We start from the raw sequence: 23,057 nt of genomic DNA on the forward strand, positions 1-23,057 counted from the left end.
ATCTAAAATAAAATCTAAGTTGACAAAATATACCGCTACAATGTATAATCAAAAAATATAATACATAATTAAAAAGAGGTTTATGATGAAAATATTATGGATTATTATAATTAGTTCGTACATTGCTTATGGTCAGGTAAGTGAAGATTTTAAGAATTTAGCGGCAACAAATAAAGAATCAGCATTATACAAATCAGTAGTATCAGAAAATATTGATGAGTTTAAATACATAATTGAAAACAATAAAGAATATATAACTTATTCTATAGCGAACAGTGAAACATGGTATAACTATATACCTAATTTAAGCACTAATAATTTCTCTAATTTCGTAAAGGTTTTATTAGATAATGGAATGGATATTAATGAGAAAAATGAAGAGGGAAAAAGCCTTATACTTGATATAAGTAAGTACTACAATTCACTTCATAAACCTAAATTCGGTACAAGTGAAATTATAGGAGTTCCAGATAGTAAATATAAAATTGAAACACTTATAAATCTTGGAGCAAATATTAATATACAAGATAATGACGGAAATGGTATAATTCACTATATACTTTCTAGAGATAATATAGGAACAGAAGAATATGATATTATTGAAATGCTCATAAAAAACTCAGTCAATATTAATTTACAAAATAATGATGGAGATACTGCACTTCATAAAATTTCATATAAAAAAAATAATGAGTATAGAGATATTGATATGGAAAAAAAAGTTGCCTATCTTTTGATAGAAAATAATGCAGATAAAAATATAAAAAATAATAATGGAAAAAAAGCGTATCCCGGTATATTTTATAATACAAAATTAATTTTTACTGGAATATTTAGTACTTTATTTAATATTTTTAAGATTGTACTTCTAATTGTAATTGGTATACCTGCATTAATATTACATTTTATAGTTTTTAATATTTCAGAATTTTTCAGATAATTGATTTTTATATGGCTTAAAAATACTAAAACTGTAAAATAGATTATAATAAAAAATTAATAAGTGCTTTTGCAACTTTTGCCACGGGAAAAGTTGAAAAAACATATATTATATAAAAAATTATTTCTTTAAATTAAAATATTTGCAGGGCTTTGCCCCGCACCCCAGTTCTTTTATTGTTATAAAAGAACCAAAAGAACTGCATTTTATGAAATCTACCTTTTATGTGTACGTTAAATTTTAGATGTTATATTACATCGAAGATATATTATAAAATATAAAGTTGTAGTATTTGCACTTTTTGCAACTTTGACGAAGTCCACACCGTGTAAGGCTGGAAAAAGTTGAATAAAAAAATCATAAATTAAAAAATTTTTATTTTATAATTACAATAAAGCTAATTTTATTTCAAGCCATGTTCTTTTTTAAGATTTGCAATATTGCTCTTTGCATATTCATTATTAGGATCTAATTCTAAAGCCTTTTTATAATCTTTCAAAGCTTCTTTATATAGTCCTGCATTTTTCTTAACCCAGCCTCTATCATTATATAAATAAGCTGTATTCGGTTCTAATTCTATAGCTTTATCATAATCTTCAATAGCTTCTTTATACTGTCCTAATTCATCTTTAGCACTTCCTCTGTTACCGTAAGCATTCGTATAATCAGGAGTTAATTCTATAGCCTTAGTATAGTCTTTTATAGCTTCTTTATACAAGCCCAAACTATATTTAGTAAGTCCTCTATTATTATAAGTATTGCTGTCATCTGGGTTTAACTCTATAGATTTATCATAATCTTTTAAAGCTTCTTTATAAAGTCCCAAATCATTTTTAGAAAGTCCTCTGTTATTATATGCTTCACTGTAAGTTGGTCTTAATTCTATAGCCTTATCATAATATTTAATTGATTCTTTTAAAAGATCCAAATCATATTTAGCACTTCCTATATTATAATATGCTTCTGGATTATCTGCACATAAATCTATAGATTCTTCATAATCTTTGATTGCTTCTTCATACATTCCTAACTCACTTTTAGAAAGCCCTCTATTATTATATGCGTCACTATAATTAGGATTTAAATATATAGCTTTATCATAATCTTTTATAGATTCCTTATATAAACCCAGCTCTCTTTTTGCATTTGCCCTGTTATAATAAGCATCTACATAATTATTATCCAATTTTATAATTTTGTCATAATCTTTTATAGCTTCTTCATATAATTCTAAATCGTATTTAGCATTTCCTCTATTAAGATAAGTATTTATATCGTTAGGTTCCCATTTTATAGCATTATCATAATCTTCTATAGCTTCTTTAAATAAACCTAATTCTTTTTTTGAATTTCCTCTATTATAATAAGCATCTGAATAATTTGGATTAATTTCTATAGCTTTGTTATAATCTTCAATAGCCTCTTTATAAAGTCCCAAATCGTTTTTAGAATTTCCTCTGTTGCCATAAGCACAATAATTATTAGGCTCTAACTCTAAAATCTTATTAAAATCTTTTATAGCCTCATCAAAAAGCTCTAAATAATTTTTGGAAACTCCTCTATTATTATATGCATCTATATTATTAGGGTCTAACTCTATAACCTTATTATAATCTTCAATAGCTTCTTTGTGTAAGCCAGCATTATTTTTAGCAAACCCTCTGTTATAATAAGCGTCTTTATAATTTTTACTTAATTCTATAGCTCTGTCATAATCCTTTATAGCTTTCTTAAAAAATCCTAAATTACTTCTAGCAAGTCCTCTGTTATAATAAGCTAATGCATAATAATCAATTAAGTCTATAGCTTTACTATAATAATCTATAGCATCTCTATATTCTCTCATATTGTTTAGAGCAACTCCATTAGTATTACAATCGAAATATTCATCTAAAGTGTCTAAATCATTAATATCTATTTCATCATTTTCATCATTAAACATAGTTTTATCATAATGAAAATATTCAATAAACCTGTTATAAGTATAAAGTTCGTCAGGCTCTTTTATATAGAATGTTTCAAGTATTCTGTTTAATTCATCATTAAAATTTTCTGCTTTACTGTTAAAATCATAAAAATCAGAATAATTGAATGCATCAATGTTATTTAAAAAATTATTTGCCTCATATAGAATTTTTTCTGCTTCTTCTTTAGAATCATCTTTTAAATCTGGAACTTCTCTTTCTTCAAAAGCTTCTAACGATATTTTGCATTTTTCTATATGTTTACTAAAAAGATAATTAGATATTTTTGGCATTTTTTATTCCTATCATAGTTTATTAATTTTATATAAATTATATTATAATAAAAAAATAATTTAACACTATATAAAATTAAATTGCATATACTAAAAATTTTTAAGTTTGTCAAAATAATTTTTTAAAACATTAGAAATTTCTATAGACCCCCCTCTATAGAGATTATAATCTATTTTAATATTTTAATTTAATTTATTTTTTTTATTAATTAATTGATTTTTAATAATTGATGATATAATATATTTCCTAATTATTTAGAAAAAACAAAAAGGACATTGATTTATGAAAAATATTATTCATTTATTTTTTATTTTTTTATTATCAATAGGCTTGATAATAACATCTTGTTCATCAAAAAAAGAAAATCAAGGTGAAGGTTTATTTATAAATGTAGGTCCAGAGCCTAAAACTATAGACCCTACATTAAATATAGCATCAGATGCTTCAGTTTACATAATACATGCATTTGAAGGACTTACAACAAAAAATAAAGAAGGTGTATTAGTTGGCGGAGCTGCTGAAAGCTGGGATATAAGCGAAGACGGACTCACATATACATTCCATTTAAGAACTAACGGCAAATGGTCTGACGGAACTCCATTAACATCTAAAGATTTTGTATATGCTTGGAAAAGAGCGGTAGACCCTAAAACAGCAAGTGAATATAGTTATCAATTTGAACCTGTAAAAAATGCTATGGCTATTAATTCTAGTAAAATGGAATTGGATAGTTTAGGCATAAAGGCTATTGATGATTATACTTTAGAAGTAACATTAGAAAAACCTACTGCATATTTCTTGGAATTAACAGCATTTACTACATTCTACCCAATTAGACAAGATATTATAGAAAAATACGGCAACACTTGGACTATCAATCCAGAAAGCTATATAGGAAATGGTTCTTATGTGATGATAGAACGTAATATTGATAATAATATAGTAATGGTAAAAAATACTAATTATTGGGATTATGAGAATTTAGTTCCGGAAAAAATCACATTTGTTTTAATGGATAACCCTACAGCTTCAGTTGCTGGTATAAAAGAAGGCTCTTTACATTTTTCTGATAGAGTACCAGCTCAGGATATTGATACTTTAAAGGCAGAAGGATTACTTCAAATGGTTAAACGTCTTGGAACATATTATTATGCTGTAAATCATACTAATGAAGTTTTAAAAGACGGCAGAGTTAGAAAGGCTTTATCATTGGCTATAGATAGAAATTATATAGTAGATAATATAGTAAAAGCTGGTGTGCCTGCTGGTGCATTCGTACCTTTTGGAGCTCCTGATGTTAATGGAGATTTTAGAGAGGTAGGGGGAGATTATATAAGTGTTAAACCTGAAGATTATCAAAAAAATATAGAAAAGGCTAAAAAGTTAATGGAAGAAGCTGGATATACTAATGGAGAAGGTTTCCCTGTACTTCAATTTATAGTTGATTCTAATAGAGAGATTCCTACATTTGAAGCTGTTCAGCAAATGTGGAAAGAGCATTTAGGAATAGATACTTCTGTAAGTCAGCAAGAATGGGCTGTATTTTTACAAACATTATATACTGATAAGAATTATGTTATTGGAAGAAGCGGATGGACTGCTGATTATAATGACCCTATGACATTCTTAGGTATGTTCTTAAGTTATAGTCCTCAAAACCATGCTCTATTTACAAATAAAGAATATGATAATTTGCTTCAAACTGCTATGAGTACAATAGATCAGAATATTAGAATGGATGCTATGCATAAAGCTGAGAAAATATTTATGGATAATGATGTTATAATACCATTATATTATTATGCTACACCTACTTTAGTTAGCCCTAAATTGAAAGGCGTTGTATATGATAGTTTGGCAAACCATAAATTCAGCTATGCTTATATAGAAAATTAATTCTAAGTATATTATTTAATTTATATACGATATATAATATTTATATAGATTTATTGTATAATAATTTAAAGTTAAAAAATATTTAATGCTGTATAAGAATTTCTTATGCAGCTTTTTTATTGTTTAGGTATTATATGTATAGAATATCTCAATAATCTAAGAATATATGCAAAAATAAAGGGATATTGCAAATTGCTATATCCCTGTTATTTATTTATGATGTAAAAAATTATTTATTTAATCTTGCTTTTAATTCTCTTCCCATTTTCTCATAGCCTTTTTTACCAAGCATAGCAAACATATTTTTCTTGTAAGCCTCAACGCCGGGCTGATCAAATGGATTAACCCCAAGAAGATGTCCAGATATTCCGCAAGCTTTCTCAAAGAAATACATAAGTTCTCCAATAGTAAATGGGGTAATTTTATCTATATCTACTATAATATTAGGAACTCCTCCATCAACATGTGCTAAAACTGTAGCTTCTAATGCAGATTTATTTATTTGATGTAAAGATTTTCCTTTTAAGTAGTTAAGTCCGTCTAAGTCAGATTCTTCTTTTTTTATTTTCAAATCTATTTCTTCTTCATTTACTCTTATAACAGTTTCAAATAATCCTCTTCTTCCGTCTTGTATAAATTGACCTAAAGAGTGTAAATCAGTAGAGAAATCTACAGAAGCAGGGAATATTCCTTTTTTATCTTTACCTTCACTTTCTCCATATAATTGTTTCCACCATTCAGATATATAATGCATTCTTGGAATATAGTTTACCATTATTTCTGTGTTAAAGCCTTTAGTGTAAAGTGCATTTCTTAGCATAGCATAAAGCATAGAAGGATTTTGTTTGTAATCTGCTTTTTTTGTAGCCTTAGCCATAGAATCAAACCCTTTTATAAACTCTTTGATATCTATTCCAGCAACTGCTATAGGTATAAGTCCAACAGGAGTAAGTACAGAATATCTTCCGCCGACATCATCAGGTATTACAAAAGTTCTGTATTTATTTTCTGTAGATAATGTTTTCAAAGCTCCTTTTGATTTATCTGTAGTAGCTATTATTCTTTTTGAAGCTTCTTTACCATATCTTTTTTCAGCATATTCTTTTAATATTCTAAAAGCTATGGCAGGTTCAGTAGTAGTACCGCTTTTTGAGATAACATTAATATAAAAATCTTTACCTTTTAAATAATCTAATAAATGTTTAAAATACTCGCCGTTCATATTATGTCCAGCATATACAACTTGAGTATTTCCTTTTTTAGCTTGAGCAAAAGGGTTTAAGAAAGATTCTATAACAGCTTTTCCGCCAAGATATGAACCTCCAATACCAACAGATACTAATACTTCAGCATTCTCTCTTATCTCTGCTGCTAAAGTTTCAATATCTTTTGCCATCTTCATAGCCTCAGTTGGAAGATTAACCCAACCTAAAAAATCATTGCCGGCACCTTTTTTATTTTCTAAAAGCTCATTAGCATACTCTGCTGAGCTTGCTAAATATTCTAATTCATGCTCTTGCAAAAAATTCAATACATTTTTATAATTTATAGATAGCATTTTTTACACCTCATAATATAGTTTTATAATACATAAATTATACAATAATAATACCGAAAAATAAAGAAATAAATATAAAAAATTAAGGTACAAATAAAATGATTTTGTCTGGACTTGAAATAGAAAAAAATTTAAATAAAAATATTATAATAGAACCTTTTAACAGAAAACAATTAAACTCAAATAGTTATAATGTAAGGCTTCATAACAAACTTTTAGTATATAAAGATAATGTATTAGATATGAAAAAACCTAATGAAACTAAAGAAATCATTATACCTGAAACAGGATATCAGTTAGAGCCTAATCAGCTTTATTTGGGAAGAACTTTAGAATATACAAAAACAAAGAAATATGTGCCTATGATAGAGGGTAGGTCATCTATAGGAAGACTTGGCATATTTATACATATTACTGCTGGGTTTGGAGATGTTGGTTTTGCGGGTTATTGGACTTTAGAGATATTTTGCATTAAGCCTATAATAATATATCCAGAAGTAGAAATTGCTCAGCTTTATTATCACACTATAGACGGTGAATATGAAGAGTATGTGAGCAGCAAATATCAAAACAACACTGATGTTCAGCCGAGTATGCTTTATAAAGATTTTAAATAATTATTTTTAAATTTATAATAAATTAATTTAAATTATGAAAAAATCTAAAAATAAACTCCATTCTACTAATAAAGATTTGTATGAAGGTGCTGTTATAAGAAAGTGCCGTATTGAAGAAGATATTGAATCTATGCGATTAGATAAATATATGGGGAACAGATTTTCTTATTATTCCAGAAACAAATGGCAGGATTTAATAGGCGAGGGCCTTGTATTAGTAAACGGAGAGAAAATAAAATATACCAGAAGCGTTTCTAAAGGCGATGAGATATCATACTATTTTAAAGATATGAAAGAGCCTGAAGTAAATAAAGATATAGAAATAATTTATGATGATGGCGATTTAATTATAGTAAATAAACCTGCTAATTTGCCTGTGATTCCTTCTGGAAAATATTATTACAATACTTTACATACCATTATGCAAGAGAGATTAGGCTGTCATTTAAATATGATTAACAGAATAGACAGAGAGACAAGCGGGTGTGTAATACTTTCTCGCGGTTCTTTGGTGGCTTCAAAGTTTTGTGCTATGCTTGCAAATAAAAATAATAATATAAAAAAAACTTATATTGCTATAGTGGAGAATGCTAAAGATATAGAAGACTCTTTTACTGTTGAAGGATATATGCAAGAGGTGGGCGATAAACTTTACAGAAGATATCAAATATTACATAAAGAAAATGTTGAAGATTCAAAATATTCAAAGACAAAGTTTAAAACTATAAAAAAAATAGGTGATTATGCCATACTAAAAATAAGACTCTACACAGGAAGAATGCATCAAATAAGAGTGCATCTTCATTCAAAAAATCTTTATATGGTTGGAGATAAAATATATGGCAAGTATGGACCTAAAGTTTTTAATTCTTTTATAGAAAAAAGCATAATACCAGAAGGATTTTTTTATAGGCAGGCACTTCATTCTTATATGTTAGAATTTAATCACCCAATCACTAATGAGCGTATAAAAGTAAAAGCAAAAATACCAAAAGACTTAAAAGATTTTATTGCTAAAATAAAGTGAAATGATAACATTTTGTATATTTTTTTATAATTTTTTATCAACTTTTTCCCGCCGCAAAAAGTTGCAAAAAATGCAAATATTTTAGTTTTTATATAAGAAATATATAAAATAATACTATCTGTTTTTATCTATACTTTATAAAAATGTAGCCTTTTTGCTTCTTTGCGGCAGCAAAAGAAGTGGGGGTGTGGGGGCAAAGCCACCACAAATAAAGAACTTAAAAAATATTTTCTGACAAAGTTAAAATTTTTAGTATATAAAACCGTTCTTTATTATAAATACATTCTTGCCGTCTGAAGCTATTGATATTGCTTCGCTGCTGTAGGCATCTATTTCTGATATATAATCATAGCCGCCTAACTCTTTTCTTGTAGCTGTTTCTTTATTCCATATAAAATAATACTTTCTTCCAAGTCTTTCTGCTGTAAAAGCAAAAGAATCTCCATAAAACTTAAATGAAGTGACAAAGTTATATGAAGGGCTTTCAAAGTTGTCGGATATAATATATTCCCTGTCATTTTTTGAGGCATTGTATACTAATTCATTATTGTCAGAGAAGTATATATTATTTATTTTATTATATTCATCATTAATTTTTTTATTATTAAGAATTATAAAAGATATATTATTGCTGCTTACTCCATAAGCAAAGTTTTTCGAGTCCTTTGAATATTGATAAGTATATATATTATCATAGCTTCCTAACATATTCCCTCTAACATAGAGTTGCATCATATTGTTTGTATCTATATTAATAAATACCAAACTTTGACCGTCTGGAGAAAAACTCATATTTGTAATTAAATTAAACTCGCCTATGTTTCTATTGTTTATTAAAATGCTTGTGTTTATAAATTCGTTTGTAATAATATTGTTATTAGTGTCTTCCAAATTTAATGTATTTTCTACTATATTCGTAATAATATTTGTAACCATCATTAATGCTATAGTGTTTGATTGTCCTTTAACAGTTATACCTTCTTCATTTGTATAAACACTTATATTAGATAAATTATAATTTGTAACGGTAGATATGTTTGTAAGAATAGTATCGTTTGTGTTAATGTTTGTAGACATCATATTATTTATATTATCATTCGTTGTTAAATTAGTGTCTATTTGAGGCATTAATTTAACAGCAAAGGCTTGATTTTGTAAGCTGTATGAAGCTAAATCATCAACAGATATAAAACTCTCTGTATCATTGTTTCCATTATATATAACGGCACTTCCTTCGTTGTTTATGACATACATTAAAGTTCTTCCGTCAATACCATATTTCATTTTTTCTGCTTTTCCTGAAACAGTTTTTTCTTCTCCATTGATATTAACAAAATATTCTCCGTCTCTATAATAAGAAAATGCATAATTGTTGTTATTTATAACATATTCATATAATTCAGAATACTGTGTTTTTGCTTCTCCATTAATAACAGCAATACCGTAATCCATAAGTCTTGCAAATATTATAGAGTTATTTCCAGCAAAAGCAGATGTTTCTATAGAGTCAAATTCTTGTTCTTTGTTTCCGTATATAACAACCCACATATCTTTGCCAATAGAAGGTTTAAGCATTGTGGCAACCAATGTGCCGTTTAGTAAAACTTTTATTATGCCAGAATCTTTATATCCTTCTAATCTGCTGTTTTTATAAAGTATATCATAGGTTTTATTATTAGCATTATTCTTTTCTATAACAATAGCATAGTTTGTATCATTTAATATATGGGCATTCTTTAGAGTTTCATTGTTTTGTAATGTGTATATTTGAGGAAATAGTAAATTGCTTATTAATAAAAAATAAATAGGTATGTATTTTTTCATAGTAAATTCCAATTGTTTTTTATAAAGAAAATTATTTATATACTCGGTAATATTATAAACTAAAATTAATAATATACAAAATTATCTTATTAAAAAAAACTAAATTTTTACGATTATTTTTATATAAAATACTTGAGGTTGTTATGAGATATTTTATTGTAATATTGCTTTTTATTTATTCTTGCAGCTCTGTAAATACTAATTCTAAAACTCTTAATAATGGTTGGATTAATGAAAATAAATTTAGCATTAATTCTATAGGCTATCCAAATACTGATAATAACGCTACATTAGAAGAAAATAAAAATAGTGCTTATAGTGCCGCTTTATCTCTTTCTATTGTCAAAATTGAGAATGCTTTTGCAAAAGAGCTGCCGCCAAATTATAAATATTATGATGAACTTAAAAGTTTTATATCTAATAATATAAAGATAGAATATTCAAATTATGTAGATAATAGATATTATAATATAATGGCTTCCATAGAATATGATAATTTATTAGATAGTTTAAGAAAAGGTAAAAAAATAACAAAATAGTGTAAATTTTTTTGTTTTTATTTTTACATTTAAAATAAAGATAAGTTTATTATAATAATAAAAATATATATTAGGAGAAAATTATGAAGTCTGCTAAATTGATTGCATTTGTAGGTTCAATTGCATTACTATTTGGTATGATAGCTTTTGCTCAAGCTAAAATAGACTTGAGTAAAATACCTGATGGTACTTATTTAGGTAACTACAAAGCTACTTACAAAACAAAACAAGGAGACTACCAAGCTAAAGTAACAGTTGCAGGTGGTAAATTAACTAAAGTTGTGATGACTAAATGTGCTCATTCAAGCGGTCCTGCTAGAGCTAAAGCAGCTTACGACAAAATGATTAAAGCTAATGACATTTATGTTGATGGCGTTACTGGTGCTACTTGGACAGCTCTTGTTGAAGATGCTTTAACTAAATTAACTCCAGCAAAATAATTTTAATTAAAAAATAGGTGAAAAATTGTATTAGAGAGTGTATTCAGTTTATGAATACACTTTTTTTATATCCTTTTATTTATTTTTATATTTAGCAGCAATCCTATTAACATAATTATAAAAGTAATAAATATTGCTATATACATATTTAATTCAAAGTTGTATCTTAAGCATTGAAAATTTGAAATTTTTTTAGATAATTCTATTAAAATATTTGCAGCTAACTCTGTTGTTTTTGCTGGGTATATTGATAGAGTATAAAATATTATATGTGTGAATATAGTTATTAATGATGATGATAATATAATAAAAGATAATGGCACAGCGAATATATTTGATATTATTGAGTTAAGATTTAAAATTTTAAAATGATATATATTTAATGGAAGTATTGATATGAGTGATATTATATTAATTGCCAAAAATCCTAATAGAGTTATAAATATATTTTTAAGAAATGTATTTATTTTTAAGTTTTTAATTTTTGATATTATAAAAAAATTATAAATAGGGTAGTATAATATTATGCCTAATGTTGCTAAAAATGAAAATTGAAAACTTATTTCTTTTATAGAGTTTGGGTCTATCAGTAATATTATTAATGCTGCTAAAAATAGAGCATTTACATTGTTTCTATCTCTGTCAAAATAATAGGATATTAATATACAAAGAGCCATTATACTTGAACGAACTATTGAAACAGAGAATATACTTACGGTTGGATATATTATTATGGTGATGATTGTAGAAATAAATATTTTATTATAGAAATTTATTGGTAAAAAAGATAATGCTGTAAATAATATAAAAAGTATCATTGATATATGAAGACCAGATATTGATAGTATATGAGATATTCCAGAGTTTATAAAGTATTGATTAATGTTTGCTGGTATAATATGTTTATCTCCTGTAATGATGCATTGGGCAACAGAATAGCTTATTGGCTCTATATGCTCGCCTAAAGATTTTTTTATTGTGTTTCTAAAATATATACCAATTCTGTTTAGAAAGTTAAGTATTGAAAAACTTTCTTTTTGAACGGTAAAATTAATATAAGGATAAATACTACTTACACCATAGAGCATTTGATTTTCTAACGCTTTTACTATATTAATATTATTTGTTAGTATATTTTTATATAGATTAATTTTAGTATAGACTGTAATAGTGTCATTTATATATATTGGTTTAGCTGAGCTATGATATAGTCTAATTTTTCCAGCATAATTATGCCAATTTTCTCCATCGTAAACTCTATCAACATAAGCAATATATCTGTCTCTTAAAGTAACCACTCCATCATAATCTACTATTTTACAGCTATATGCCTTAATTTCTTTGTTAAATTCTTTTAATGGTGATGAAAATATATTGTAATATCTATAAATTGTATAACTATATCCCAAGAAAAATACTGAAATTACCAAAATAAAAAAGCTATTTTTGTTATATACAGCAAGCGCTATTGATATTATTATTAGAATGAAAGATATTATTAATGATATATAAAAAAAATAATTACCACTAAACTTTAGTGCAGTAGATATGCCAAACGCAAAGCTTGTTGTGATATAAAATATATATGTAATAGGGTATGGGCTTTTCATCATTAATAATTATCTTTTTACTATTCCATAGAAGATAATATTAATAATAATATCTAAATCTTTTTCATTATTTTCTATATTTTTATTTTTTGCCCACTCCATTTCAAAACCTTTAATTATTGCGAGTATTGATTCTGTTGCAAGTCTTAAATCTATATTGAATAATCCTTTTTTTACGCCGCCTCTTAATATCATTTTAATAGTATCATATTCTTCTCTATGATATTTCGCTCTCATATGCTCGATTAGAGTAAAGTCTTCAAATATTTCACTATGTAGTGCTTCATAAAGATTAGCTAATTTAATATATCCTTTTTGTCTTGTTAATATGTAAGCTCTTATTTTAGCTTCAGCAGTATCTTCTTTTTTTATTGCTTCGTATATAGACCTTTTTAAATCTGATGCTTCATTTTCTGCTATAGCAAAAAAAATTTCTTCTTTACTTTTAAAATAATGATATATACTACTTTTAGATTTATGAACCATCAAAGCAATATCGCTCATAGATGTCTTTTTAAATCCATATTTCTTGAATAGCTTTTTTCCAGCATTAACTATTTGTTCTCTTGGATTCATTTCTATCCTTCATATAACTTTCTCATAATAATTATATACAATATTTTTTATTTGTCAAAGTTATATAAAGTTTAGTAATATATTATTTAAAATATATTATCTATTTTTCTATAGTAGACTGATTTACATTAAGTATAGTATTATCAGGCAATGAAGCTATATTTCTATAGAAATTTACTTGAGTAACATTATTAACATAAGGCAAATTAATTATTTCATTTAAATAACTTTTAGTGTTTGCATCCAAAACTATATTACCTGTAGTTATTTCTGTATTTGATATATTAGCCTGCATAAAGGCATTAAGTTCAGTATTATTATTAATTTTAGCAGAACCAGATAATACTTTAATAGTAGTTATACCGTTATTATTGGCTATTATTACAGTACCTCGCATAGAGATATTAGCATTTGGAGTAACTATATTGATGGAATTAAGTTTTGTAATTGCTATGATTTCTCCTGAAGATAATGTGAATTTTATATTATTATTTCTATCTAATGATTCATCTATATTTAATAAAGCATTTTGTTTTAGTTTAAATAAAGAGTTATTTTGTATATAATAAGTTAAATAAGAATTTCCCTGCAATGTTAATCTATCATTACTAAATAATAAATCGCCAATATTAGCAGGTTTAGCTATTATATCTTTTGATGTAATTTTTACTTCACCTTGAACTGATACTACTTCCATATAGTTAGCATTATATTGTGCATTCAAAGCAAAAGCGCATACAAATATTATAGCAACTATTTTTTTACACATCTGTGAAACTCCATAATACATTTTTACTATAAAATATTATCGGAAATATTTTTATATATACATAATATTTTTTTATTGCACGAATATATTTACTTTTATGCTGCTTAAGTTTTGATTTTCTTTATTAACTGCTTTTATATAAAAACTATGCTCTCCGCCTTCTAATTGCCATCTAATATTTCCACTTTTCAATTCATCAATACTCGCTATAATTTTATCATCGCAATATAGATTTGCTGACACAATATTGTCGGGTATATATGTTTTTATAAATATGTTTTGATATTCTTTTGGAAGGGTAGAATCTATTTTATACACGGAGTTATCTGTAGGTGATGTAATCATAATATTTTTTGAGTATTCACTTTTTTCTCTATAAGTTAAGCTTCTATTGTAAATATCATTAACTTTTACCCAATCTCTCGTTGGGGTTTCTATTTGCTGTTCTTTTATCCAGCCATTATATTCTGAAGGAAGGTTTACAAATACTTTTTTGCTTATGCTCCCATCTTCATTATTTTTTATATATAAATTATGAACATCGCATTCTTCTGTTGGTACATGTTCTTTAGAAAACTCTTCATTTCTATATTCTTTACAAAACTCTCCTCTTAGTTTTCCGCTTATTAAACATATATCTCTATTTACTATATTTGCTGGTTTATCCCATTTCGTTTCTTTTTGACTTTTATTAAGCATAATAAATAAATCATATATTATAGGTACAGCCCCGTTTCCGCCTGTAATATTTATCATCTCGCTTCCCTTAAAATCTCCAAGCCAAATACCTACTATATAATCTTTTGTGTATCCAATACCCCAAGCATCTCTTGAGCCTTTTGATGTACCTGTTTTTATGGCAACAGAAAAAGGATAAACAATTCCTCTATAGCTTCTAAAAGAGCCCATTCTTGTATTTCTGTCGGATAGTATGCTTGTTATAAGGTAGGCACTTTCTTTTGATATTACTTGCCTTGTGCTTTTTTTAGGTATATTTATTATTTCGCCATTTTCTTTTTTTAATGATTTTATAGAGTAATGATTTATAAACTTGCCTTCATTTGGAAATATAGTATATGCTGAAACTAAATCAACTAATCTCACCTCAGCACTTCCTAATACCAAAGAATAACCATAATAGTCAGGGTTTTTATTTATAGAGCTTAAACCAGATTTTAATAATATATTTTGAAAATCTCTTATACTGTATCTTGCAAGCCATTTTACAGCTGGTATATTTAGAGAATTAGCAAGGGCATCTCTTATAGTAACAGGGCCATGATATTTATGATTAAAGTTCTCTGGTATATAATCTCCTCCCGGTGAGTTTATATAAGTTTTTACATCGGCTATAACAGATGCAGGAGTCTCCCCTTTATCAAATAAATATCCATATAAAAAAGGTTTTAAAGTGCTTCCAGCTTGCCTTAAAGAAGTAGCTCCATTAACAGCCCCATCAACTTCTTTATCAAAATAATCCATAGAGCCTACCATAGATAATATTTCGCCTGTTTTAGCATTTAATATAACGCATGAAATATTTCTTACATTAAATGTGTGAAGTGATTGACTTGCATTGCTTATTACTGTTATTGCTTCTTGTTGAAGTTTATAGTCTAAAGTGGTTTTTATTTCTGTTATGTTGTTGTATTTTAATTGTGCTAATGATTCTTTTGCATACATTGTAAAGTGCGGTGCTTTGAAAGTGTATTCGTCTTTATTGTTGTAAACATCTATCTTTTCATTAATATTTTTTTTATACTCAGCATCATCTATGTAGCCATTATTTTTCATTTCGTTTATAACATATATTCTTCTGTCATTTAATCTCTCTTCATATTTGTATGGGTTAAACTTTGTACCAGATTTTATAATTGAAGCTAGTATTGCTGATTCATTTATATTTAAATCTTTTGCCTCTTTTTTGAAATAAACTTGAGAAGCAGCTCCCACGCCATAACAGTTATTGCCTAAAAAAACTCTGTTTAAATATTCTGTGATAATTTCTTCTTTTGATAGGTTTCTTTCTAATCTTATAGCGTCTAATGCTTCATAAAATTTATTAATATATGTTCTCTCTCTTGGTATTATACTTTTTGCTAGCTGCTGAGTGATAGTGCTTCCTCCGGATACCACTCTGCCGTTTATTAAGTTAGCTAAAAATGCTCTCATTATTGCTTTATAATCTATTCCATCATGTTTAAAAAAGTTTTTGTCCTCCGCACTTATAACTGCATTTATTAGATTTGTTGATATATCGTTGTATTTTACTTCATTATAAAAGCCGCCCTGCTTTGGAAAGAGTGTTGATATTAAAATATTGTTTCTGTCATATATTTTTAATACTCTCTCTTCATCTAATTTTAATTCATCTTTTTTAAATGGTATATTTATATAATTTTTGCAAGACTTATAAAAATTATATCCCTTTGGAATAAATATTACTGACAATACTAAAACAGAAATTAATAAAATATATATTATAGCTAATGATGTTCTTCTAATTATTTTTTCCATAAGCAGTTTTCCATAAACCTATATTTTTATTTTACAATAAAATGAACAATAGTCAATTTTTTGTTATATTGTAATAATTTTTAAATTTGGCAATTTTTAGTTTTGTAATTTGTGGGGACTAGCCCCCACACCCCCACTTCTTTTGGTGACCCAAAGAAGCAAAAAGACTATGTTTTTATGAAGTAATACTTAGTATATTTAAAAATATAATATATTATTTTATATATATAAAACTAAAATATTTGCACTTTTTGGTTCTTTTTGCTGCGGGAAAAAGAACAATAAAAAAATTATAAAATATAATCATAATCCATAAATGCTTTACAATTTGTAATTATAATTTATAATTCACTTTAAAACATTAATATACCTATAGAGGCTATCTCAATATGTCTGAAAATAAATTAATTAATAATAGCACTAAAAAGATATTATATTTTTTATTAGTATTTACTCTTATGATATTTTCTTCTATCCCTATGGATATAAAAATATTATTGTTTGATACTACATATGATTCTGAAAAATTAATTTATAATATAATTTTTAATAGTTTTTATTTTCAAGTCTTTTACTTTTTTTGTTATTCATTTTTATTTAGCATTAACAGTAATTTTGAAAATGTTAATAAAAGAACTGTATTAATAACATTTTTATCATTTTTACTTGTGTTTTTGCTTGGCATATTTACTTCAGCTCCGTTAAAAGATGAAATACCTAATATGCTTGATTTTTTTATGTCTAATATAATGATTAATAAAAGCATACTATCATATATAATATTTTTTATTATAATAGTTTTGGCAGATAATAATTTTAAAAATAATATATCTAATAGTTTTACTAAATTAGGAGATATAATTTTCTTTTCTGCAATAGCGGCAATTATTGCATTTGTATTTTGGATATTTATTGTTTTTTTATATGACAGATTTATTTTTAGAACTAATATAGCAAGTGATTTAGAACCGTTAATTGAAAAGCTGATTTTTATGTCTATTATATTTGTTCTTTCTATAATACCTTTTATATTTTTCTTTATTCAAAAGAGATTTAAAACTGTTTTGTCTATATATATTTCAAGAGCATTATTATTTGTATATTCATTTTTAATATTTATCTTGTTTTTTGCATTACTTTATGAACCTATAAGACCTTTTGAAAATATGAAGTCTTTTATAGTTTATAATATATTATTATATTTGTTTGTATTTACTTTATATTTTGTGAGGGCTGATTATAAGGCTGGAATAATAACAAAAGCAATTTATATAATATTTCCAATACTAGCATTTTTATTTAATATATTAGTATTAGGTGCAAGCATATACAGAGTGATTATTTCTGAAATAAAAATAAATGAAGTTTCTATTGCAGTTCTTAATATAATAATAGCTATTAATTTAATATATATAATAATACAAAATATAAAATCCATAATAAAAATATTAAAAGAGAACATCAATATAAATGAGGCTATAATTGGAAATAATAAAATATATAATTTTATTTATGTTTATGGTATTTACTCATTTATTTTTTCTTTTATAGCTCCTATTGTGATGGTATTTTTAAAAAATAAATAAAAGTTTAATAATTTAAAGAGGTTTATGAATTATGAAAAAGTTAACATTTATTTTATTTTTATTTAGTCTGTGCTTATACAGTCAAAATAATAATAAAAGCAAAGTTTCTGAAAAATTAATAGATTATGTAAATGAAGGCAATATTAAAGAAGCTGAAAATATTCTTAAAAAATATAATGATTATGTAAATAATCGTAATTATGAGGGATTTACATTGTTATCTCTTGCGGTTATGGATAATAATATAGAAATGGCTGAGCTTCTTTTGAAATATAAAGCAGATGTTAATGCTACAGTATATCTTACAGATAGTGTATTAATACTTGCTATTGATAATAATAATATGGAAATGGTTAAACTTCTTTTAAGTTATGGTGCGGATATTAATTATAAAGGATTTAGAGGAAGAACTGCATTATTTTCTGCTTTAGAACATGATAGAAAAGAAAATATTGAAATGGTCAAACTGTTAATAAAAAATAAAGCAGATGTTAATATAGCTTATGACGGAGATGATGAAAACGAAGAAACACCTTTAATGTATGCTGCTATGAAAGGCTATAAAGAAACTGTAAAAATATTAATTGAAAATAAAGCTGATATAAATAAAAGAAACAGAAATAATGCAAATGCTTTGATTTATGCTTATATGTATGGACATGAGGATATAGCAGATATTTTACTTCAAAATGGTTCTGATTCTTTGGATAAAAGTTTGAAAGTTTGTGATATTAATCAAGAAACTTTGCTTAGTTATAGTGTTCCATTGATAACTGCAGTAAATTATTCTACCAATGAAGTTTTTTTACAGAAGTTAATTGATAATAGTGCTGATGTAGATTATAAAACTTATGACAACAAAACTGCATTGATAGAAGCAGCTTCTTATAATAATATTAATGCTGTAAAAGTGCTTCTTAAAAATAATGCTCAAGTTAATGTTCAAAATAAGTACGGTATGACAGCATTGATGTGGGCTTGTCATATCGGAAATTTAGAAATGACAAAAATGCTTTTAGATGCTGGTGCTGATAAAAATATCAAAGACGGTAAGTATGATGCATTATATTATGCAAGAGAATATGGAAAAAATGAAGAGATAATCAAATTACTCACAAAATAGTTATAGCCTTTATAAAAAGTGTATGCATTATATGTATGCACTTTTTTATTAAAATTTTCTAATTGAAAATTTAATTATTCTAATTTATAATGCGAAAACTACAATACATGTGTGGGGTACTATATGAAAAATATTATTCCTATAATTACAGCATTTATTTTAATGATTGTTGTAATTTCCTGCGGCAATGTTAACAAAGAAACACAACAAGATACTCAAACTGATCAAACATCACAAAACAACAATACACAATCTCAAAATATTCAAACTAATGCTTCACAAACAAATAATCAAAAAGAATTCTTTGATATGAAATATGTTTATAAAGGCATTAGAGCAGATAAAACTAAATTTGATGAAAAGCTTAAAAAATTAAGAGAAAATAATGAATATGCAAAAAGGAATTTTAGTTTTCTTAATAGGAAATTTGCAAATGATGATGAAAGAAAAAAATGTTCTATAGAGTTTATATCAAATGTTAATTATGCTGCATTAGATCTGGAATTCTTAATAAGCTGGGGTAATTGGGGTATATATAGTGAAGTTACAGATTATTATGCTGTTGGATATTTATATGTTGATCAAAATTTAGCATTAAAAAAAGCAAGAGAAGAATTATTAAAATTAAATAAAAAAGATGCTGATGTTTATTTAGCCTTATTCTTATCTCATTTTGCTTGCGATTCGCTTTATTATTTTGAAGAAGAGAAAAAATATTTAACAGAATGGAAAAAATCAGGCGGAAGTAATATTGCTATGATGATGAGAGAAAATGATAATGAGAATACTTATATACAAAAGATGAATTTAATTAATTATATAATAGAAGCTCCTGATTCTTTAAGAGCAGAAAAATTAGTTGCTGATGCTTATAAAGATAATTTCTATAAGTACATTGTAAAAGATAATGGATATATAGATTTATTCAATGAAAATAATTATTCTTTAACTTCAATTGAATTAGAAGGTACAGCCCGTTTATCTTCAGTAGAAATAGCAGAAGAAATAGGCAATACAAATATAATGAACAAATATATAAAAACTTATATAAATAATAGATTAGCTAATGATGATACACAAGACTATTTAGAATATTATCAAAATTATTACAATATTAATGCTGTTTATTGTTATGACGGTTGGAATAACCTTAATTTACTTGAGTTTAAAAAGAATACATTTTTAATTGAAAGCACTATGAAAGGATTAGTAAATATGCATTATTATAATCCTGATTTTATAAAAGATAATTTATATGCTTCATTTAAAGAAATAAAAACTTATAATTTCAGACTTGGAGATATAGATAAAGTAAAATCTGCTAAAATTAATTCAATTTCTACAAATGATTTGAAAGATTATACTAAAGATTCCAAATTTGTAGATTCAGGCACCTTTAATATAAAACAATATTCATCTTATATAGCTAACAACATGTATTATCCTTTGCATAGCGTATCTTTCTTCTTATGTGATATCAATAATGACGGCAAAGAAGAATTAATGCTTTCAGGCGAATATACAAGTTCTGCAGGAAGAGGCGGTATAGCACATTATACTTTACTTTTAAAAGATAATTTGGAAGTAGATTTTGATTCAGAAATAGGACAGTTTATTAATTATCGTAGTTTCCAAGATTTGGGATGTACTCAAAAAATATACACAGAAAATGGCAAAAATAAAATGATTTTATTGGATACTCTTAATAATAAAGCATATGATATATTTATTGATAATAATGAAATAAAGAATGCAGAAGTTTTTGATTATATTACATATAGTTATCAGCCAAAATTGGAGTGGAAAGGAAGCATACTTAATGGAGTACCTGAAGGAGCTTTAAAAACTGATGCCAGCTTTGATATGTCTAAAGCAGAGAATGCATCAGACAAAGCAATAGTATCAGACAGAACTTTAAGAGTAGCTGACAAACTTATAAGTGATGCATATTTTGCTAAAAAGGCTACTTTAGACAAACAAGGCCAGGAAGAATTCTTGGAGAAAAGAAGAGCAGAAATAAAAGCTATTCAGGAAGCGAAAGGAGATATTAAAGCAATAGAAGCTGAAATGCTTAAAATTTTGAATATACAATAATTTTTAATAGTTTCAATAAAAGTGCTTGCATTATATATGTATGCACTTTTTTATTAAAATTTTCTAATTGAAAATTTAATTATTCTAATTTATAATGCGAAAACTACAATACATACTAGGGCTAAAATATGAAAAAACTTATTATTGCAATACTTACTTTAACAATAATCTCCTGTAGCGGCGGTAACAAAGAAGCAAATCAATCAGAACAAAATACTCAAACTAATCAAACAAATGAAATTATACCAGCCACAAAAATACTATCACAGGCAGATGCGGCATTTTTAGATAAGGTAAAAAATAAAATAATTATAAGCGGCAGAGCTAAATATACTTTCAAAGATAATGGCGATATAGACTATGTATTTGATACTGGAAATTATAGAGAAGATAAAAATTATATATTTGAATCTTCTTTAGACGGCACTAATGCTTATTATTATGAACTTTATAATATACAGGATAGATACGAAAAAGGACCAAGTAATATTGCTACAAATTATAAAGGCTTCTCTGTAAAAAATGGAATTCTTTATGAAGATAATTATATGGGATATGAAAGCGACCCTATTGAAACTATAATTACTAAATGGGAAAGAGAAAATTATTATTCTAATTATTATTATAGAGAAGTAAAAGAAAATCCTAATTTTGATAATTTCCCTTATGAGAATAAAGCAGATGTAACTTTTGATAAATATAATGAAAGACAAGAAGGTATATTAATAGAAGAATCAGATTATAAGTCAGAAGAAATAGGGGATATTAATAATTATAATTTTGACGGTATATATTCAAACAATAATTCTTTTATTGAGCTTAAGAAAAATGATGACAGCAGTTTTTATTTATATGCTATTAACATAATTACAAATGAAAATGGAGATGTAGTAACTAATATTCAAAGCACAGATACAAGCAAAATGATATTAGAAGAAAATCAATATGTTGAACCTTATTGTGCTATAGGTTCTTATACTTTAGATTATGAAGAGATTGTGGGGGCTGATGGCGGTTATATTATATCAATTCAGCCTATAAATGCTAATACTATTATGGTAACAGAGCCTAACGGAAGCTACGGATTTACTGGTATATATAAAAAATCTCCTGAACAAATAGATTCTAATGATAAAAACACTAAAGAAAAAGCATATTATAATGCATGCAAATGGTATGCTCAAAATTATGATGAAATAAATGAAGCTTTCCAAAAGATAGTGGAGTTTAATTTTGAAAATGGCGGATATTATGAAGTTAATATGGGCAATGCTAATGATTATATATCTAAATTTAGAGAATCAGGATATTTTTCTGATAACTATATTAAAAATTTAGAAAATAGTTTTGAAGAAATAAAAAATAATTTAGAAGAAAATAAACAAAATGACGGGGCTACAGAAGGTATGGATGCTGACTGGTTTTTGGCAACTCAAGAGATTGATTATTATCTTGATATTATAAATAATCAAATGAAACTTGATGATATAACAATTTATTCTGATAATGATAATGTTTTATGCATTAGTAATGAGAATATGGGAAAGTTTTTAATTTTGCAAGTAAAAAAATATGGCGATGAATGGCTTATTGAAAAATAGTAATTTCTAAATAAACAATTACACTAATATTTTTATCACACAATTCTTAGTAAAAATATTTATTGTAATATATTTAAAATAA

General features: G+C 25.8%; 17 protein-coding genes. 10 read left to right on the forward strand and 7 right to left on the reverse strand.

Going from position 1 to position 23,057, the window contains the following annotated elements; genetic code table 11:
* The first annotated feature begins 85 nt into the window (after positions 1-85).
* The gene (locus tag R4I97_RS10900; RefSeq protein WP_335785183.1) at positions 86-940 is read left to right on the forward strand and encodes an ankyrin repeat domain-containing protein; all 855 of its coding nucleotides are present in this window, start codon (positions 86-88) and stop codon (positions 938-940) included.
* Positions 941-1,343: 403 nt separating this feature from the next.
* On the opposite strand, the gene R4I97_RS10905 is transcribed toward R4I97_RS10900, so the two are convergent.
* Positions 1,344-3,197 carry a tetratricopeptide repeat protein gene (locus R4I97_RS10905; RefSeq protein ID WP_335785071.1) on the reverse strand — a complete coding sequence of 618 codons (1,854 nt, stop codon included), beginning with the start codon at positions 3,195-3,197 and terminating at the stop codon, positions 1,344-1,346.
* A gap of 283 nt (positions 3,198-3,480) precedes the next feature.
* On the opposite strand from R4I97_RS10905, the gene R4I97_RS10910 reads away from it, so the two are divergent.
* Positions 3,481-5,094, forward strand: coding sequence for a peptide ABC transporter substrate-binding protein (locus R4I97_RS10910; RefSeq protein WP_335785072.1), 1,614 nt, complete (start codon positions 3,481-3,483; stop codon positions 5,092-5,094).
* Between the two features lie 229 nt (positions 5,095-5,323).
* Here the strand turns inward: R4I97_RS10910 and R4I97_RS10915 are convergent, their stop codons facing one another.
* On the reverse strand, positions 5,324-6,652 hold the full coding sequence (locus R4I97_RS10915) for a glucose-6-phosphate isomerase (protein WP_335785073.1): 1,329 nt from the start codon (positions 6,650-6,652) through the stop codon (positions 5,324-5,326).
* A gap of 98 nt (positions 6,653-6,750) precedes the next feature.
* Here R4I97_RS10915 and dcd point away from each other — a divergent pair, with 98 nt between their 5' ends.
* Positions 6,751-7,269: a dCTP deaminase gene (dcd, locus tag R4I97_RS10920; RefSeq protein WP_335785074.1), complete on the forward strand. Its 519-nt coding sequence runs from the start codon at positions 6,751-6,753 to the stop codon at positions 7,267-7,269.
* A 34-nt stretch (positions 7,270-7,303) separates the two neighbouring features.
* Entirely contained in the window at positions 7,304-8,296 is a 993-nt protein-coding gene (locus R4I97_RS10925; protein WP_335785075.1) for an RluA family pseudouridine synthase, read from the forward strand.
* 249 nt (positions 8,297-8,545) lie between these two features.
* Here R4I97_RS10925 and R4I97_RS10930 read toward each other — a convergent pair whose 3' ends face one another.
* Positions 8,546-10,120: a hypothetical protein gene (locus R4I97_RS10930; protein WP_335785076.1), complete on the reverse strand. Its 1,575-nt coding sequence runs from the start codon at positions 10,118-10,120 to the stop codon at positions 8,546-8,548.
* 143 nt (positions 10,121-10,263) lie between these two features.
* Here R4I97_RS10930 and R4I97_RS10935 point away from each other — a divergent pair, with 143 nt between their 5' ends.
* Together R4I97_RS10935 and R4I97_RS10940 are read left to right on the forward strand one after the other, a co-directional pair.
* Positions 10,264-10,659, forward strand: coding sequence for a hypothetical protein (locus R4I97_RS10935; protein WP_335785077.1), 396 nt, complete (start codon positions 10,264-10,266; stop codon positions 10,657-10,659).
* An 83-nt stretch (positions 10,660-10,742) separates the two neighbouring features.
* Positions 10,743-11,099, forward strand: a complete 357-nt coding sequence (locus R4I97_RS10940; RefSeq protein WP_420535695.1) for an FMN-binding protein — start codon at positions 10,743-10,745, stop codon at positions 11,097-11,099.
* A gap of 65 nt (positions 11,100-11,164) precedes the next feature.
* Here R4I97_RS10940 and R4I97_RS10945 read toward each other — a convergent pair whose 3' ends face one another.
* The 4 genes from R4I97_RS10945 to pbpC all read right to left on the reverse strand — a co-directional run bounded on the left by R4I97_RS10945 (position 11,165) and on the right by pbpC (position 16,571).
* Entirely contained in the window at positions 11,165-12,712 is a 1,548-nt protein-coding gene (locus tag R4I97_RS10945; protein ID WP_335785079.1) for a ComEC/Rec2 family competence protein, read from the reverse strand.
* A gap of 6 nt (positions 12,713-12,718) precedes the next feature.
* Positions 12,719-13,285 (reverse strand): TetR/AcrR family transcriptional regulator, encoded by a 567-nt coding sequence (locus R4I97_RS10950; protein ID WP_335785080.1) that lies wholly within the window; start codon positions 13,283-13,285, stop codon positions 12,719-12,721.
* Between the two features lie 100 nt (positions 13,286-13,385).
* The gene (locus R4I97_RS10955) at positions 13,386-14,054 is read right to left on the reverse strand and encodes a FecR domain-containing protein (protein ID WP_335785081.1); all 669 of its coding nucleotides are present in this window, start codon (positions 14,052-14,054) and stop codon (positions 13,386-13,388) included.
* A 72-nt stretch (positions 14,055-14,126) separates the two neighbouring features.
* A complete protein-coding gene (pbpC, locus tag R4I97_RS10960; RefSeq protein ID WP_335785082.1) occupies positions 14,127-16,571 on the reverse strand; it encodes a penicillin-binding protein 1C in 2,445 nt (814 codons plus the stop codon).
* A 389-nt stretch (positions 16,572-16,960) separates the two neighbouring features.
* On the opposite strand from pbpC, the gene R4I97_RS10965 reads away from it, so the two are divergent.
* From R4I97_RS10965 to R4I97_RS10980, 4 genes are all read left to right on the forward strand, one after another.
* Entirely contained in the window at positions 16,961-18,157 is a 1,197-nt protein-coding gene (locus R4I97_RS10965; protein ID WP_335785083.1) for a hypothetical protein, read from the forward strand.
* A 31-nt stretch (positions 18,158-18,188) separates the two neighbouring features.
* Positions 18,189-19,280, forward strand: a complete 1,092-nt coding sequence (locus tag R4I97_RS10970) for an ankyrin repeat domain-containing protein (protein ID WP_335785084.1) — start codon at positions 18,189-18,191, stop codon at positions 19,278-19,280.
* Positions 19,281-19,403: 123 nt separating this feature from the next.
* Positions 19,404-21,374, forward strand: coding sequence for a hypothetical protein (locus R4I97_RS10975; RefSeq protein ID WP_335785085.1), 1,971 nt, complete (start codon positions 19,404-19,406; stop codon positions 21,372-21,374).
* 128 nt (positions 21,375-21,502) lie between these two features.
* The gene (locus tag R4I97_RS10980; protein ID WP_335785086.1) at positions 21,503-22,975 is read left to right on the forward strand and encodes a hypothetical protein; all 1,473 of its coding nucleotides are present in this window, start codon (positions 21,503-21,505) and stop codon (positions 22,973-22,975) included.
* Positions 22,976-23,057: the final 82 nt, after the last annotated feature.

This window comes from Brachyspira pilosicoli (assembly GCF_036997485.1).
Classification (GTDB): domain Bacteria; phylum Spirochaetota; class Brachyspiria; order Brachyspirales; family Brachyspiraceae; genus Brachyspira; species Brachyspira pilosicoli_C.